The following is a 15,583-nucleotide window of genomic DNA, read 5'->3' as shown; positions in this document are numbered from 1 at the left end:
CCTACGCCTCCGCGACCGGGGGCCCCGACGGCTGGGGCGCGCCGCGTCCGATTCCTAGATTCGAAGCGTCCCGATCACTTACCTGACGCTTACCTCCGGGGGAGAAACCGTATGAGGCGCAATCTCGCCGCACGCATCGGCGTGTGGAGCACCCACCATCGCAAGACGGCCGTACTCGGCTGGCTGCTCTTCGTCGTGCTCGCCACGGGCGTCGGCGGGGCCACCGGCATGGTCGAGATGACCGACGCGGAGAACGGTGCGGGCGAGTCCGCCCGCGCCGAACAGATCCTCCTCGACGCCGGACTCGACAAGCCCGCGGGCGAACTCGTCATGGTCTCCGCCCCCGCCGCGGGCGACTGGAAGCCGGCCGCCGAAGCCCTCGCCACCGCCGTACGGGACACGGGCGAAACGCAGAACATCGCCCCGCCCGTCGCCTCCGAGGACGGCAAGGACGCCCTGATCACCTTCGAGATGAAGGGCGAGGCCGCCACCTCCTCCGACCGGATCCAGCCCGTCCTGGACGCGGTCGCCGCCGTGGGCAGGGGCCATCCGGACACCGAGATCCACCAGTTCGGCGAGGCCAGCGCGGGCAAGTGGCTCGGCGATCTGCTGGCCGAGGACTTCAAGAAGGCCGAGTTCACCGCCGTACCGCTGGCCCTCGGCATCCTCCTCGTCGCCTTCGGCGCGGTGGTCGCCGCCCTGCTCCCGGTCGGGCTCGCCCTCACCGCGTGCATGGCCGCCTTCGGCCTCCTGTCGATCGCCAGCCACCAGCTGCACCTGTTCCAGACCACGTACTCCGTGATGTTCCTGATGGGCTTCGCCGTCGGCGTCGACTACTGCCTCTTCTACCTGCGCCGCGAGCGCGACGAGCGCGCCGCCGGACGGGACGCCGAGACCGCCCTGCGCATCGCGGCCGCCACCAGCGGCCGGGCGGTCCTCGTCTCCGGCCTCACCGTGATGGTCGCGATGGGCGGCATGTTCCTCTCCGGGCTCATGCTGTTCAAGGGCTTCGCGCTCGCCACGATCATCGTCGTGTTCATCGCCATGATCGGCTCGGTCACCGTCCTGCCCGCCCTGCTCTCCTGGCTCGGCGACCGCATCGACGCGGGCCGCGTTCCCCTGCTGAACCGCCGCGCCAAGCACGGCCAGGCCGGCAGTGGCCGCATCGTCGGCCGGGTGCTCGGCCCCGTCCTCGCCCGGCCCCGTACGTTCGCCGTCGCCGCCGTCGTCCTGCTGCTCGCCCTCGCCGCGCCCGCCCTCGGCATGAAGACCGAATCCCTCGGTCTGGAGAAGCAGTTCGGCTCCGACGCGCAGCTCTCCATCTCCTACAACCGCATCACCGACAGCTTCCCCGGCGGCCCCGCTCCCGCCCTCGTCGTCGTCACCGCGCCCGACATCACCGCCCCCGAGGTCACCAAGGCCCTCGACGGGTTCGAGGACGTCACCGTCCACCGCGCCGAGAACGTCGCCGAGGTCGAGATCCCCCTCCCCGGCGGCACGGCCGACCTCACCGAACTCCGCGAGAAGCGCCTGCCCGCCGCGTTCGACGGCACCGGGGCGCAGGCCCGTGTCACGGGGGAGACCGCCGGATCGGTCGACTTCAACGACCAGCTCCGACGCGGCATCGTCCCGGTCTTCGCCTTCATCACGGCGGTCACCTTCCTGCTCATGCTGTTCTGCTTCCGCAGCTACGTCATCGCCGTGACGTCCATCGTCCTCAATCTGCTCTCGGTGGCCGCCTCCTACGGGGTGATGACCGCCGTCTTCCAGCACGGCTGGGGCGCCTCCCTCATCGGTTCCGAGGGCGTCGGCGCGATCGAGGCCTGGATGCCGCTGTTCGTCCTCGTCGTCCTGTTCGGTCTGTCCATGGACTACCACGTGTTCGTCGTCTCCCGGATCCGGGAGGCGCGCGGCGGCGGCCTGGACAACCGGGCCGCGATCGAGACCGGCATCCGCCGCACGGCCGGGGCGGTCACCGGAGCGGCGGCCATCATGGTGGCGGTGTTCGCGGTGTTCGGCACGCTGTCCATGCAGGACATGCAGCAGATGGGCGTCGGCCTGGCCGTCGCGGTGCTGCTGGACGCCACCGTCGTACGGATGGTGCTGCTGCCCTCCGTGATGCTGCTCCTGGGTGAGCGCAACTGGCGTACGCCGCGCGGCCTTTCGCGCCTGCCGAGCCTGGAGGGCGAGAGCCACGACGGCTACGGCGATGCGGCCGGACCGGTGGACGCGCAGGCTCCGGCGGCCCAGCGGGTCTGACAGCCCCCCGGACTGCCCCGGACGGCCCCGGACTGCCCCGGACGGTCCCGGACTGCCCGGGACTGCCCCGGACGACCCCGGACGGCCTCGGACCACGGTGAGGAGAGACCGTGGCCCGGGGCCGTCGGGCGTGCGGGGCGAACCGGGCGGTCAGGGCGTGTACTTGTACCCGACCCGCCGGACCGTCTGGATCGAACGGCGGTACTGGGCACCGAGCTTGCGGCGCAGCCGGGCGACATGGACGTCGACGGTGCGCCCGTCGCCCACGTGCCCGTAGCCCCACACGGTGGTCACCAACTGGTCGCGGGTGTGCACCCGGTGCGGGTGCGCCACCAGGTGGGACAGCAGCTCGAACTCCAGGTACGTGAGGTCGAGGGCGACACCGTCGACCGAAGCCGTACGCCGGGCGGCGTCGATCCGGACCGGTCCGGCGGGCGTCCCCGCGTCGGCGGGCGACCCCGCATCGGCGGCCGGGACCGGCGCCGGCCGCTGGTCGGCCGGTACGAGCACCAGGTAGCCGACCATCGGCGGCTGTCCGGGCAGGGTGGGCAGAGTGTGCTGCGGGGCGGGGATCCACGTGGCCCCGGGCGGGAGGAAGCCCGCTACATCGGCCGGCCCGGCGGCCTCGTCACGGTCGACCGCGCGCAGCCGGTGCCGGTTCGGGTGGGAGGGGAGGGAACGGGTGGGACGGGCCGCAGCGGGTGCCGGGGGCGCCGTGGTGGCGGCGGACGCGGCGGAGAGAGTACGGGTGTTCGCCATGGGGGTCAGCTCTTTCGCGCGAGGAGTCGTCAGGGACGGACTTGCGTCGTGCGCGCGGACCGAAGGCCGGGGTGAGCGGCTTTAGAGGGCCTGCGCGTTCCACGCGCGGCAACACACCCGGTCGAAATCATGGTGCTGACGGGAAGGCCAGAACGGTTCGAGGTCGCTGCGACCCGACGCGAGGTGCTGGTAGCTGGCCATGTGCCCATTGAAGCAGACATCGCGGCGGTGCATCAGGCTTCTCTCACCCGTCGGTACGGGCCCGTGGCGTCACGTTCCTCACGCCGGGCCGTCACCGCCCACGGAGGAGGGGCCCGCACCGCACGGAGGAAGAGCCCGAACCCACCGCACGGCAGAGGGGCCCGCCGAACCGGCGGGCCCCTCTGCCGTGACCGGCGTCGGGATTCAGGCCTGGCCGGCCTTCTCCAGCGCGGTGCAGCAGGTGTCGACGATCAGCCGGGTGACGACGTACGGGTCGACGTTGGCGTTGGGACGGCGGTCCTCGATGTAGCCCTTCCGGTCCTGCTCGACCTGCCACGGGATACGGACCGAGGCGCCGCGGTCGGAGACGCCGTAGCTGTACTCGTTCCACGGGGCGGTCTCGTGCAGGCCGGTGAGCCGGTCGTCGATGCCCGCGCCGTAGTTCTTCACGTGGTCCAGCGGCTTGGAGCCCTCGCCCAGCGACTCGCACGCGGTGATGATCGCGCCGTAGCCCTCACGCATGGCCCTGGTGGAGAAGTTGGTGTGCGCGCCCGCGCCGTTCCAGTCGCCCTTGACCGGCTTGGGGTCCAGGGTGGCGGAGACCTGGAAGTCCTCGGCGGTGCGGTAGAGCAGCCAACGGGCCACCCACAGCTGGTCGGAGACCTCCAGCGGGGACAGCGGCCCCACCTGGAACTCCCACTGACCGGGCATGACCTCGGCGTTGATGCCCGAGATGCCGAGCCCCGCCGCCAGGCAGTTGTCGAGGTGCTTCTCCACGATCTCGCGGCCGAAGATCTCGTCCGCGCCGACACCGCAGTAGTAGCCGCCCTGCGCGGCCGGGAAGCCGCCCTCGGGGAAGCCGAGCGGGCGGTGGCCGTCGAAGAAGGTGTACTCCTGCTCGATGCCGAAGATCGGGGCCTGACCCGCGAACCGCTCCGCGACCGGCCGCAGCTCGGCGCGGGTGTTGGACTCGTGCGGCGTCATGTCGATGTCGAAGACCTCGCACAGGACGAGGATGTCGTCGCCGCCGCGGATCGGGTCCGGGCAGGTGAAGACGGGCTTCAGCACCCGGTCGGACGCGTGACCCTCGGCCTGGTTGGTGCTGGAACCGTCGAATCCCCAGACGGGCAGCTCCGCCACGCCTCCCGACGGCACGCCGTCGATGATCTTCGTCTTGGAGCGAAGCTTGGCGGTCGGCGCGGTGCCGTCTATCCAGATGTACTCAGCCTTGAACGTCACGGACGCCATCCTTTGCGGGTGCAGCGGTCTATGCGGCGCAGCTTGGCAAGACGCGATTTCCCGTCCGTTGCCCGGATGTGAACCCCGTGTTACCTCGGGCGTTCGCAGGGCCGCGCCCGGAAGGCCACGCGAGATCGAGGGCGGTTCCGGCGCCCTGCCGCCACCGCATACGCGGCCCTGTCCGCGCACCGGGCACACTGGCCACCATGACACCAGCTGCTGCCACCGCACCCCTGCGCATCGGCCTCCTCGGCGCCGGTCCCTGGGCGCGCAACACCCATGCCCCCGCGCTCGCCGCCCATCCCGGCGTGGAACTGAGCGGGGTGTGGGGGCGCAGGGCCGAGGCGGCCGACGCTCTCGCCGCCGCCCACGGCACCCGCGCCTACACCGGTGAGGAGGGCATCGACGCACTTCTCGGGGCGAGCGACGCGGTGGCCTTCGCGCTGCCGCCGGACGTCCAGGCCCCGCTCGCGGTCCGCGCCGCCGAGGCGGGCTGCCACCTCCTGATGGACAAGCCGGTCGCCACGACGGTCGAGGGGGCCCGCGCGGTGGCCGGGGCGGCGGAGAGGGCGGGGGTCGCCTCGGTCGTCTTCTGCACGCTCCGGTTCGCTCCCGAGACCTCCGCGTGGATCGCCGAACAGGCCGCGGTGGGCGGCTGGTTCACGGCTCGCGCCCAGTGGCTGGGATCGCTCTACGCGGCAGGTTCGACCAGTGAGTACGCGGACTCCCCGTGGCGGCGCGAGAAGGGGGGCCTGTGGGACGTCGGCCCGCACGCGCTCTCCGTGCTGATCCCGGTCCTGGGGGACGTGGAGCACCTCACCGCCGCCCGGGGGCCGGCCGACACCACGCACCTGATCCTGCGCCACACCTCCGGCGCGTCCAGCACGGTGACCCTCGGGCTCAGTGCCCCGCCCGGTGCGGCGGGCGTGGAGATCGAGTTCCGGGGCGAGCGGGGCACGGCGTCGGTCCCCGGCTGGGACGGGGCGGAGACGGCGTTCCGGGGCGCGGTGGACGCCCTGGCCGAAGCGGTACGCACGGGAGTGCCGCACGCCTGCGACGCGCGCTTCGGCCTCCACCCCACGGAGCTGCTGGTGGCGGCGGAGAGGCAGGCACGGGCGGCCTGACCGGCCCGGACGCAGGCGCAGGCGGGGCTGAGCGGCGGCGACCCGGGCACGGGCGGCCTGACCGGCCGAGAAGCAGGCGCGGGCGGTCCGACCGGCAGGAGCGAGGGGCGCAGCCGGGCCGACCGGCAGGAGCGAGGGGCGCGGGCGTGCGGCACCTCGCGCCCCCCCCGCCACCGCCTCACCCCGGCGGCAGGGCCCGGCACAGGGCCTCCAGCGCCTCCGGGTAGGCGGGCTCGGCAGGCGTCGCGTACCCGACGACGAGCCCGTCCCGGGGGCCCTCCGCCTGCCCCGCCCCCGGGTGCAGGTAGTCGTTGAGGCCCTCCACCGCCAGCCCCTGCCAGGCCGCCGCCCGGACCGCCGAACGCTCGGTGCCGGGCGGCAGCTCCAGCACCGCGTGCAGACCGGCCGCGATCCCGGTGACCCGGACGTGCGGGGCCCGCCGCTCCAGGGCCGCCACCAGCTGGTCCCGGCGGCGGCGGTGGCGCTGCCGCATCCGGCGGACCTGCCGGTCGTACGCGCCCGACTCGACGAAGTCCGCGAGCGTCAACTGCTCGGTGGCGCTGGAGAACTGCTCCCGCTCGCCCTTCGCCGCGACGAGCGGCGCCACCAGTCGCTCGGGCGGCACCATCCACCCGATCCGCAGGGCGGGGGAGAGGCTCTTGCTCACCGACCCCACCAGCACCACATGCTCGGGATCCAGCCCTTGAACAGCCCCCACGGGCTGCCGGTCGTAGCGGAACTCCCCGTCGTAGTCGTCCTCCACGACGAGGCCGCCGGTGGCCCGCGCCCAGTCGACGACGGCCGCCCGCCGCACGGGGTGCAGCGGCCCGCCGGTGGGGAACTGGTGGGCAGGGGTGAGGAGCACGGCACGGTCGTGGCGGGTGAGCCCGTCGACCCGGGCGCCGTCCGCGTCCACGCCGAGCGGCCGGGTACCGACCCCGTGGGAGGCGAGGAGCGCACGGTGGAACGGCAGGCCGTACTCCTCCGCCGCCCACGGACCGCCCACCACCTCCGCCAGCAACCGCAGCCCGTGCGCGGCCCCCGAGCACAGCACGATCCGCTCCGGCGCGGCCCGCACCCCGCGCACCCGGGCCAGATAGCCGGCGAGGGCCCGCCGCAGCTCGGGCCGCCCGTGCGGATCGCCGGGGCCGAACGCGTCGTCGGGGGCGGCGGCGAGCGCACGCCGCGCCGAGGCCAGCCAGGCGGTGCGCGGGAAGACCGAGGGATCCGGCTGCCCCTGGACCAGGTCATGGACCGGGCGGGCGGTGCGCTCGGGGGTGCGCGGCCGGTGCGCGGGGGTGACCGGGACGGCCCGCTCGGCGACCCGGGTCCCCGAGCCCTGCCGGGCGGCGAGCCACCCTTCCGCGACAAGTTCCGCGTACGCGTCGGCGACGGTGTTGCGGGCGAGGCCGAGATCGGCGGCGAGGGAACGGTAGGGCGGCAGCCGGGTACCGGGGGCGAGCCGCCCGCTGCGCACCGCCTCGCGCAGCGCGTCCATCAGCAGGGCCCGGCGGTTACCGGTTCCGGAGAGCTCCAGGGGCAGGTCGCTGCCCAGGATCTCCGCCGAATTGACCCATGAATTCATCACAGAAATGCACCCCGCACCCAGTCGCCCGTCGCCCTAGATTCGTACCCATGACGACGACGGAGATCAAGACGAACGACCGCACCACCACCCCGGCCCCCGCCGTCCGGAGCAACGACGCCGGCGGCCGGCTGGACTTCGCGAAGAGCGCCCCGAAGGTCTTCCGGGCCGTGATCGGCCTGGACGCGGCGGCCCGCGCCGGGCTGGACCCGACGCTGGTCGAGCTGGTCCAGATCCGCGCCTCGCACCTGAACCAGTGCGCGTACTGCCTGCACATGCACACCACGGACGCGCGGAAGGCGGGCGAGAGCGAGGAGCGCCTGCACATGGTCGCGGTGTGGCAGGAGGCGAAGCACTTCTTCGCGGAGCACGAACGGGCCGCGCTGGCCCTGACGGACGCGGTCACCCGGATCGGGGACGCCGGCGTGCCGGACGAGGTCTACGGCCGGGCGGCGGCCCACTTCGACGAGGAGGAGCTGGCCCACCTGCTGGCCCTGATCCTCACGATCAACACCTGGAACCGCATAGCCCTGTCCACCGCCAAGCGCGCGGGCACGGACGATCGCTGAGCCCTCGGCCGGGCCCCCGGCCCGGACCCGGGGGCCGCATCAGGTGGGGCCGCCGGGCCCGGGCCCGTCTCCCGGAGGCCGGGCCACCGCCTCGTGCGCCGCCGTCAGGAACCGGCGTACGGCGTCCGTCTCCCGGGCGTCGAGCCCCCGCAACACCGTGTCCGCGGCCCCGATGAAGGGCCCGAAGAAGGCCCGTCCCAGCTCCACCGCCCGCTCGTCGACCGCCAGGAGCACACGGCGCCCGTCGCGCGGGTCGCGCGTGCGCGTCACATGCCCCAGCCGCACCAGTCGGTCGACGACCGCCGTCGTCCCCGCGGAGTGCAGTCCGAGCCGTGCCCCGAGCAGGCCGGCGGTCGCGGCGGTCCCGGCCCGCTCGGCGTCGAGCAGACAGATCAGAGCCCGTACGTCGGTGGGGTGCATCCCGTTGCGCGCGGCGAACTCCGCCTGTCGCAAACCGAATTCGACGGTCACCTTGCGCAGCAGATGGATCAGCTCGCTGCGCGCTTCCGGCCCGCCGTCCGGCTCTTCGGCCATCCTCGCCCCTCCATTCTCTCGCTCGGCGAGATAATATCCCCGATGAGGCAGCCGAAGACGCCGACGAGAGGCCGTGCCATGCCGCCGTCCCACAGCACCGGATCCGCGGGAGCTCCGGGCGCCCGGCCCCCGTCCCCCTCCTTCCTCGCCGCCTACGACGAGGTCCTGACCGCATGCTGGCCCGAGGGAACCACGACCTCGCGCATCCCGACCCCGTACGGCACCACGCACGTCACGAGCCACGGCCCCGCCGACGCCATGGCCCCGCCCGTGGTCCTGCTGCCCGGCGGCGGAGCGACCTCCACCGTCTGGCACGCACAGGCGGCCCACCTCGGCCGGAAGCACCGGGTGCACGCGCTCGACCTGATCGGCGAGCCGGGGCGCAGCACACGCGGGGGGCGCCCGATCCGCACCGTGGCGGACCTGACGGGCTGGCTGGGCGTGGTGCTGGAGGCGCTGGGCGCCGCCGCAGGTCGCGGGCCCGTGCTCGCCGGACACTCCTACGGGGCCTGGATCGCGCTCCACCATGCTCTCCACACGGGCCCCGGGCACCTGGCCGGACTGGTGCTCGTCGACCCCACGCAGTGCTTCACGGGCTTCCGCCCCGGCTACCTCCTGCGCGCCCTTCCGCTGCTGCTCCGTCCGACACCGCGGCGGGCCCGCGCGTTCCTGACCTGGGAGACGGCCGGGGCCGGGCTGGACGCCGACTGGCTGCGCCTGTACGAGGAAGGCGCCCGGTTCCCCGCCGTGCGCCCGGTCACCGGTCCGCGCCCCGACCGGCAGGCTCTGCGGGGCCTCGCCGTGCCGACGCTCGTCCTGCTCGCGGAGCACGGCCGCGCGCTCGACCCCGCCCGTACCGCGCGGGCGGTCGACCGTTCACTGCCGGGCGCCCCGACGTACGTGGTCCCCGGCGCGACCCACCACACGCTGCCGATGCACGCCCCGGCGGCGGCCGAGATCAACCGCCGTCTGGACGGGTTCCTCACCGGGCTCCCGGCGGAGTGACGGCGTCGTCCGCTACCGCCCCAGCGCGTCCCGCACCGCTTCCTCGCTCCGCGCCACCACGGCCGTGCCGTCCTCGGCGGTGATGATCGGCCGCTGGATCAGCTTCGGGTGCTCCGACAGCGCGACGATCCACCGCTCCCGCGAACCGGCCTCTCGCGGCCACTCCTTCAGCCCCAGCTCCTTCGCCGCCGCCTCCTGGGTCCGCGTGATGTCCCACGGCTCCAGACCGAGCCGGTCCAGCACGGCCCGGATCTCCTCGGGCGAGGGCACGTCCTCCAGGTAGCGGCGGACGGTGTAGTCGGCCCCTTCCGCATCGAGCAGGGTGAGCGCGCCGCGGCACTTAGAACAGGCCGGATTGATCCAGATCTCCATGGGGCCAAGGTTACGCGAGAGACTGCTCAAACAGGCTCTGGCCAGGGGCGATTGTCAGTGGGGGGCAGTAAAATGGAGGGAGTTCGTGAGGGTTCCACCACGCTGCCAGGAGGATGCCGAATGGCTGTTGCCACAGTCACGACCGAGCCGCGCGACCGACAGCTCCCGATGCCCTTCCACCCGCCGCTTCCCACCCCGCTGCCGAAGAAGCGACTGCCCGCGGGCCGCCCCCGCGAGTGGTACGTCTCCCACAACCGCCGCCTCAAGGCCATGCGCCTGGCCATCGCCCTGCTCGACAGCGGGGTCTACCAGCCCTCCAGCGCCGGAAACCACCGGATACGGATCACCGCCGAGCGCCTCGGCGTCCACCCGCCGTCCGACACCACCTGCCGCATGGTCCGCGCCCTGATCCGCTACGGCCGCTGACCGGAACCGACCAGAGCCACGCCCCCGCCCCCGGACACGTCGAGCGACGTGCCCGGGGGCACCCGGCTGCCGGGCTCCGCCGTGAGGGACCATGGCCCGACCGGACAGAGAAACAGGCGGAACAGGGAACGGGCGAAGGAGCATCACCGTGGCAGCCGATCTGTGGACTTCGGCCATATCGCTCGCCGGGGTCGCGCTGGGGGGCGGCCTGACGGCTCTCGCCCAGCGCGCCACCCAGCGCTCGGCGGAACGCGTTGAGGAACGCCGCCAGACCGTGGCCACCACGGAGAGCCGCCGGGCCGAACAGATCGCTGTGCTCAAGGAGTTCGTCGCCTGCACCCTGGCGGCGGAACGGGCCGCCTACAGCCGCCCCGATCCGTGGGGTGACGACGAGGACGGCTGGATGACGCGGACGGGCCCGGTCATGACCGCGCTGTGGACCGCGTCCGGCAATGTCATGCTCCTGTGCGACGAGGCGTTGCGCGAGCCCGTGAGGACGTACGGCCACGCCCTCAACGCGGCGGTGTGGCGTGACATCGGGGGCATCGAGGTCAACGAGCACCTGGAGGCGGCCAAGACCGCGTTCATGGACGCGGCACGGACGAGCCTCGCCGGCTCCTGACCCGGCCACGCGTACGGGAGTAGGCTCAGGACCTCATGAAGCTACTGATCTCGGTCGACATGGAAGGCATCTCGGGGATCGTCCACTCCTCCGAGACGAACCCCGAGCGCTACGACTACCAGCGCGGCCGGGAGCTGATGACCGCCGACGCGAACGCGGTCGTCGCGGGCGTCCTGGACGCCGACCCCACGGCCGAGGTGCTGGTCGCCGACGCGCACGGCACCTTCCGCAACCTCCTGCCGGAACAGCTCGACCGCCGGGCCCGCCTGGTCCGGGGCAAGCCGCGCGCGCTGAACATGCTCGCCGGGCTCGACGCGGACACCGACGCCGCGCTCTTCGTCGGCTACCACGTCCGCGCCGGCGAGGGGCCGGGCGTACTGGCGCACACCATGAACGGCGAGATCCTCGGCGTACGGGTGTCCGGCCGCTCCCTGGGCGAGATCGGGCTCAACGCGGCCATGGCCGGCCACCTCGGCGTCCCGGTCGTCCTGCTCAGCGGCGACGACGCGGCCTGCGCCGAGCTGACCGACCTGGTGCCCGCGGCGGTCACCGTCCCGGTCAAGGAGGCCCTGGGCATGGGGGCCGCCGTGACACTGCACCCGGAGGAGGCCCGGGACCGGCTCCGCCGGGCGGCGGCGGACGCGGTGACCCGCCGCGCCGAGATCCCGCCCCTTGCCCTCACCGGCTCCCTGGACGTGGCGGTCGACCTCGCGAGCCCGCACACCATCGACCTGGCGACCCTCGTCCCGGGCGTCTCACGCGCCGACGGCGCTCGTACGGTCACCTTCACGTCACCCGACTACGCGACGGCCTACCGGCTGATCCTGCTGCTCGCGCAACTCGCCACGATCAAGCCCGCCTGACCGAACGGCGTCGCCCAAAACGCGTCGAACACCGTACCGGTTCCCTCTACTGTGACCGGGTGACAACCCAGGTGATCGTGCTGAACGGCGGGTCCAGCTCCGGCAAGTCCGGCATCGTCCGTTGCCTCCAGGCGGAGCTGCCGGACCCGTGGCTCGCCGCCGCGATCGACGCGTTCGTCGACTCGCTGCCCGCGTCCCTGCGCACCTCGGACGCGGGCATCGAGTTCGCCGAGGACGGCGGCGTGGCGGTCGGACCGGAGTTCCGCAGGCTGGAGGCGGCCTGGCGCGAGGGCGTCGCGGCGATGGCCCGCGCAGGCGCCAAGGTCATCGTCGACGACGTGTTCCTCGGCGGCCCGGCCTCCCAGGAACCGTGGCGGAAGGCACTGACGGGCGTGAACGTCTGCTGGGTGGGCGTCCGTTGCGACGGCACGGTCGCGGAGGCCCGCGAGATCGCCCGGGGAGACCGCCCGAGGGGCATGGCAGCGGCACAGGCGGAGGCGGTCCACCGGGGCGTGGTGTACGACCTGGAGGTCGACACGACCCACGCGGAGTCCCTGACCTGCGCGAGAACCATCGCCGCCCACCTCGCGCACCAGCACCGCACCACCACCTCACCGCAACCCGGCCCCCGCACGGGCCCCCGAAACAGTGGAGAGCGATGACCGACCTGTGGACCGGCGAGAGAGTACGCCTGCGGGGCATCGAACCGCAGGACTGGGAGGGCTTCCGGGCCCTGGCCCTGCACACGGTGGACGCCCGCAACGCCGACGTGGTCGAGCCGCCCCGCTCGGACGAGAGCTTCCGAGCCTGGGCCACCGAGCGCGCCGGCCGCACCCCGAACCCGGCCGCGTACCACCTGGTCATCGAGACCCGCTTCGAGCACGCCTTCGTCGGCGCGGTGTCCGTGGGCGAGACGGACGCCCGGGCGGGCCGCTTCCGTACGGGCATCGAGGTCACCCGGGAACACCGCCGCCAGGGCTACGCGGCCGAGGCCTCCGAACTGGTCCTCACCTACATGTTCGCCGAACAGCGCAGCCACAAGTGCGAGGTGGAGGTCTACGCCTTCAACGACGCCTCCCTGGCCCTCTACCGCAAACTCGGCTTCGTGGAGGAGGGCCGCCTGCGCCAGCACGAGTTCTTCGCGGGCACGTACCACGACGTGGTCCTGCTGGGCATCACGGCGGACGAGTTCTGGGCGGGAAGGGCGCGGCCTTCGCTGCGGTGAGGGCGAGTCGGCAACTGGTCGCCCTGCAGCTGGAGTCAGCCGAAATGTGCGGGGCGACGGTCGCGGAGTGTGTGCCTCCTTGACGATGCCTTGAGTGCATCGACCGACGGGCTCGGGAGGCTTCATGGGCGAGGATCGCTGCTGCGCCAGCTCCTTCCGGACAAGGCCGCCGTCCAGAGACCCATCTCACGCAGGGCGCTGCGACGGATGAGCTTGAGCCCGCCGTATCCATAAGACAGGCCGTTGACCGGGTTGATCGCCTGCCACACCCGCATGGACACCGCCTCGTTGAGCGGTTCGACTGCAGCCACATCGAAGCCGGCGGCAATGGCGAAGTCCCCATCGGCCAGGAGGAACTGCTCGCGGTCCACGACCTCGGCGCACAGCCGGTAGGCCCTGCGCATCCCGTGCACCCCGTGCAGCCGTTTGACGGACCCCCCAAGAGTCCGCTGCAGCCGCGAGTGCAGACTGTCGGCCATGGGCTCGTCGTACGACAGGAGAACGGCGTCGAAGATCGTCACGACAGGGCCTCCAAGTAGCGTGCGGCGACCAGCGTGGGTGTGAAGTCAGCGGTGGAGGCGTAAGCACGCTTGGCGTGCAAGGAGTGGAACTCGTCGTCAACGGCGAGGCGTTCGGCGAGTCGACGGCTTCAGCCGCTGTGGTGAAGCAGAGCTCGGTATCGATGTGCTCGGCGAGCCAGCCCAGTCGGGGCGCGATGACCGGTAGGCCCATGCCCTGGCAGTCGATCACGCTCATCGACCAAGGGCAGCCGGGGCGGAACGGGGCGATGCCGAAGCGGGCGCCGGCCAGGAGGTTCTTGTAGCGGAGCCGGTCACCTCGGTCGGACACGAGCTGCACATGCGACAGGGCGGCGAGCTGGTCGCGCATCCGTTCAGGGCTGTCGTCCAGGCTTTTCCGTCCAGCCCGACGTGGCCCGAAAAGATCCATGACCCTCAGTCGCACCGTCCCGGAGGCGGCGAGTTGCCGTGCGAGATCCACGAACTGCCCGGTTCCGTAGTGCGCGTACAGCCGGTGGTTGTATACGCCGATCGAACTGGAGCTGTACTCGGGCTTGGCATGGGCGGGGTCTCGAACGAGCCTTTCGTCGCGGGGAGCGGGTACGACCCGTAGCTTGTCATCGAGATTCACCGTCAGCCGCGCGGCAGCCGCGGACACCCATGACGCGGCAACTCCGGAGTGGACCAGTACCCGGTCGCAAGCGGCCAACCCGGCGGCGAACGCCAGCAGCACGGGCCTGCCCATTCCTGCGTCGTTCATGGCGGGGTCCAGCAGGAGCCCCTGGTCAGCGAACGAGAACGGAAGGTAGTGGCAGTAGCCGACCAGCAGCGCGTTCGATCCGGCCTCCATCAGGGCGATGCGTAGCGCGGAAGCCTCCTCGATCTGGTTCGCTACCACCACGTCCGGCCGCTCTTCCCGGATCAGTTCCACCAACTCGTCGAGGTCGGACGAAAACCGTGCCCGGTACTTCGTTTCTGGCACCCCGGTCAGATAGAAGCCGCAACGTTCGTCCCCGACTGCTGCCGGTGCGGCCACGGTCACGCTCGCTCCGGTGTCCACCAACGCCGGAGCAAGCAGGTCCGCGAAGATCCATCCCGAATCAGCGGACAGACGATCAGGGTTGGAGATGTTGAGCAGATACAAAATGTGCATGGAGTTTCGCCTTCCTCAGCTGCCCGGACAGGTCGATCCGGGGTGATGAGGAAAGGAAACCGGTGACGTGGGCCGTGAGGGGATGATGAACTGTGATCACTCACGGTTCATTCATGCTCACTGACCATCACCCGGGGGCGGGTCTTTCGATGGACGCGCAAGGCCAAGAGATCACCGTCGACCAGGCAGCCGAGGACTTCGCGGCGGAAGTGGCACGTTGGCGCGAGGTACGCGGCATGTCCAAACGGGCTCTGGCCAGGGCGATGGGCTTCGACCCTTCCTACGTCAGCCACGTGGAGTCGGGTCGCCACAAGCCCAGTGAGGACTTCGCTCGGCTGGCCGACGAGGCGCTGAACGCAGGGAAGTCCATCTGGCGGCGATGGCGTATGTACGAGAAGGCGCGGGGGCGCACGAGCCTTACTCCTTCAGCTCCGCCGGCTCCCCGCCGTCCCGAGCAGCCGTACGCGACCGATTCAGCTCTCGTCGTTGAACACGACGCGGCCTTCCTCCGCTACGACGGCCGCTCCTACCGGCTCACCATGCGCCGATTACTGCGAAATACCGGCACCGAGCCGGTGACCCGTTACTTGATCCGTATCTCCGTCGACCGCTACCCCGGTGACCCCGAGCAATCCAACGCCCACTACCGAGCGCACCCCCTGACCTGGGAGGAGCTCGATCTCACTGCAACGTGCCGAGGCGAGTCGATGCGGTGGCAGTCGAAGCACGACCGTGATGCCTTCAAGGAAGTCTGGCTGCTCTTCGACAACGAGCACGGCCGCTTCCCTCTCTACCCGGGCGAGTCCGTCTGGATCGAGTACGCGTACACGGTGGGCCACGAGAAGTGGGGCAACTGGTTCCAACGAGCCGTACGTCTGCCCACCGAGCAACTCGAAGTACAGCTGGCCTTCCCGGCTGCTCTCGATCCCGTCGTCTGGGGCACCGAGACATCCATGACCGCCGAAGCCTCGCCGCTGCGCACCCCGCCCATCCGCAGGGACGACGGTGACCAGCGGACTTTCACGTGGATCACGACCACACCCTCACTGCACGCTCGGTACCGTCTGGAATGGCGGTTCCGGGCACAGCCCGAACCCGATTCGGACCAAGGAGAGTTCAGGTGACGGAC

At 72.0% G+C, this 15,583-nt stretch carries 16 protein-coding genes; 10 read left to right on the top strand and 6 right to left on the bottom strand.

Translation table 11 applies throughout. The features are described 5' to 3' along the window. Positions 1 to 111 precede the first annotated feature (111 nt). On the top strand, positions 112 to 2,259 hold the full coding sequence (locus tag PSQ21_RS07935) for an MMPL family transporter (RefSeq protein WP_274029711.1): 2,148 nt from the start codon (positions 112 to 114) through the stop codon (positions 2,257 to 2,259). A 150-nt stretch (positions 2,260 to 2,409) separates the two neighbouring features. On the opposite strand, the gene PSQ21_RS07930 is transcribed toward PSQ21_RS07935, so the two are convergent. Together PSQ21_RS07930 and glnII are read right to left on the bottom strand one after the other, a co-directional pair. Then, on the bottom strand, positions 2,410 to 3,018 hold the full coding sequence (locus PSQ21_RS07930; RefSeq protein ID WP_274029710.1) for a winged helix-turn-helix domain-containing protein: 609 nt from the start codon (positions 3,016 to 3,018) through the stop codon (positions 2,410 to 2,412). A gap of 405 nt (positions 3,019 to 3,423) precedes the next feature. Next, positions 3,424 to 4,458 carry a glutamine synthetase gene (glnII, locus tag PSQ21_RS07925; protein WP_274029709.1) on the bottom strand — a complete coding sequence of 345 codons (1,035 nt, stop codon included), beginning with the start codon at positions 4,456 to 4,458 and terminating at the stop codon, positions 3,424 to 3,426. Positions 4,459 to 4,664: 206 nt separating this feature from the next. Between glnII and PSQ21_RS07920 the strand changes: the two genes are divergently transcribed. Then, complete coding sequence (locus PSQ21_RS07920) at positions 4,665 to 5,582, top strand: Gfo/Idh/MocA family protein (protein WP_274029708.1); 918 nt, start codon at positions 4,665 to 4,667, stop codon at positions 5,580 to 5,582. Between the two features lie 178 nt (positions 5,583 to 5,760). Here PSQ21_RS07920 and pdxR read toward each other — a convergent pair whose 3' ends face one another. Continuing rightward, the gene (gene pdxR / locus PSQ21_RS07915) at positions 5,761 to 7,167 is read right to left on the bottom strand and encodes a MocR-like pyridoxine biosynthesis transcription factor PdxR (protein ID WP_274029707.1); all 1,407 of its coding nucleotides are present in this window, start codon (positions 7,165 to 7,167) and stop codon (positions 5,761 to 5,763) included. A gap of 50 nt (positions 7,168 to 7,217) precedes the next feature. Between pdxR and PSQ21_RS07910 the strand changes: the two genes are divergently transcribed. Then, a complete protein-coding gene (locus tag PSQ21_RS07910) occupies positions 7,218 to 7,736 on the top strand; it encodes a carboxymuconolactone decarboxylase family protein (protein WP_274029706.1) in 519 nt (172 codons plus the stop codon). A 39-nt stretch (positions 7,737 to 7,775) separates the two neighbouring features. On the opposite strand, the gene PSQ21_RS07905 is transcribed toward PSQ21_RS07910, so the two are convergent. Continuing rightward, positions 7,776 to 8,270, bottom strand: a complete 495-nt coding sequence (locus PSQ21_RS07905) for a MarR family winged helix-turn-helix transcriptional regulator (RefSeq protein WP_274029704.1) — start codon at positions 8,268 to 8,270, stop codon at positions 7,776 to 7,778. 78 nt (positions 8,271 to 8,348) lie between these two features. Between PSQ21_RS07905 and PSQ21_RS07900 the strand changes: the two genes are divergently transcribed. Then, positions 8,349 to 9,275, top strand: coding sequence for an alpha/beta fold hydrolase (locus tag PSQ21_RS07900; protein WP_274035673.1), 927 nt, complete (start codon positions 8,349 to 8,351; stop codon positions 9,273 to 9,275). A 12-nt stretch (positions 9,276 to 9,287) separates the two neighbouring features. On the opposite strand, the gene PSQ21_RS07895 is transcribed toward PSQ21_RS07900, so the two are convergent. Continuing rightward, a complete protein-coding gene (locus tag PSQ21_RS07895) occupies positions 9,288 to 9,647 on the bottom strand; it encodes an ArsC/Spx/MgsR family protein (RefSeq protein WP_274029703.1) in 360 nt (119 codons plus the stop codon). Between the two features lie 120 nt (positions 9,648 to 9,767). On the opposite strand from PSQ21_RS07895, the gene PSQ21_RS07890 reads away from it, so the two are divergent. From PSQ21_RS07890 to PSQ21_RS07870, 5 genes are all read left to right on the top strand, one after another. Next, positions 9,768 to 10,073 carry a hypothetical protein gene (locus tag PSQ21_RS07890; RefSeq protein ID WP_274029702.1) on the top strand — a complete coding sequence of 102 codons (306 nt, stop codon included), beginning with the start codon at positions 9,768 to 9,770 and terminating at the stop codon, positions 10,071 to 10,073. A gap of 148 nt (positions 10,074 to 10,221) precedes the next feature. Continuing rightward, positions 10,222 to 10,695, top strand: coding sequence for a hypothetical protein (locus PSQ21_RS07885; protein WP_274029701.1), 474 nt, complete (start codon positions 10,222 to 10,224; stop codon positions 10,693 to 10,695). Between the two features lie 35 nt (positions 10,696 to 10,730). Beyond that, entirely contained in the window at positions 10,731 to 11,558 is an 828-nt protein-coding gene (locus tag PSQ21_RS07880; RefSeq protein WP_274029700.1) for a M55 family metallopeptidase, read from the top strand. Positions 11,559 to 11,617: 59 nt separating this feature from the next. After that, a complete protein-coding gene (cpt, locus tag PSQ21_RS07875) occupies positions 11,618 to 12,220 on the top strand; it encodes a chloramphenicol phosphotransferase CPT (RefSeq protein ID WP_274029699.1) in 603 nt (200 codons plus the stop codon). Beyond that, positions 12,217 to 12,783 (top strand): GNAT family N-acetyltransferase, encoded by a 567-nt coding sequence (locus PSQ21_RS07870; RefSeq protein WP_274029698.1) that lies wholly within the window; start codon positions 12,217 to 12,219, stop codon positions 12,781 to 12,783. Before cpt ends, PSQ21_RS07870 begins: the two co-directional genes overlap by 4 nt. Before the next feature lie 122 nt (positions 12,784 to 12,905). Here the strand turns inward: PSQ21_RS07870 and PSQ21_RS07865 are convergent, their stop codons facing one another. Beyond that, complete coding sequence (locus tag PSQ21_RS07865) at positions 12,906 to 13,304, bottom strand: hypothetical protein (RefSeq protein WP_274029697.1); 399 nt, start codon at positions 13,302 to 13,304, stop codon at positions 12,906 to 12,908. Between the two features lie 1,263 nt (positions 13,305 to 14,567). On the opposite strand from PSQ21_RS07865, the gene PSQ21_RS07860 reads away from it, so the two are divergent. Beyond that, a complete protein-coding gene (locus PSQ21_RS07860) occupies positions 14,568 to 15,578 on the top strand; it encodes a helix-turn-helix domain-containing protein (RefSeq protein WP_274029696.1) in 1,011 nt (336 codons plus the stop codon). Positions 15,579 to 15,583: the final 5 nt, after the last annotated feature.

It is taken from the genome of Streptomyces sp. MMBL 11-1, assembly GCF_028622875.1.
Lineage (GTDB): Bacteria > Actinomycetota > Actinomycetes > Streptomycetales > Streptomycetaceae > Streptomyces.
Note: the sequence above shows the minus strand (reverse complement) of the source record. Positions and strands in the feature narration are given on the sequence as shown.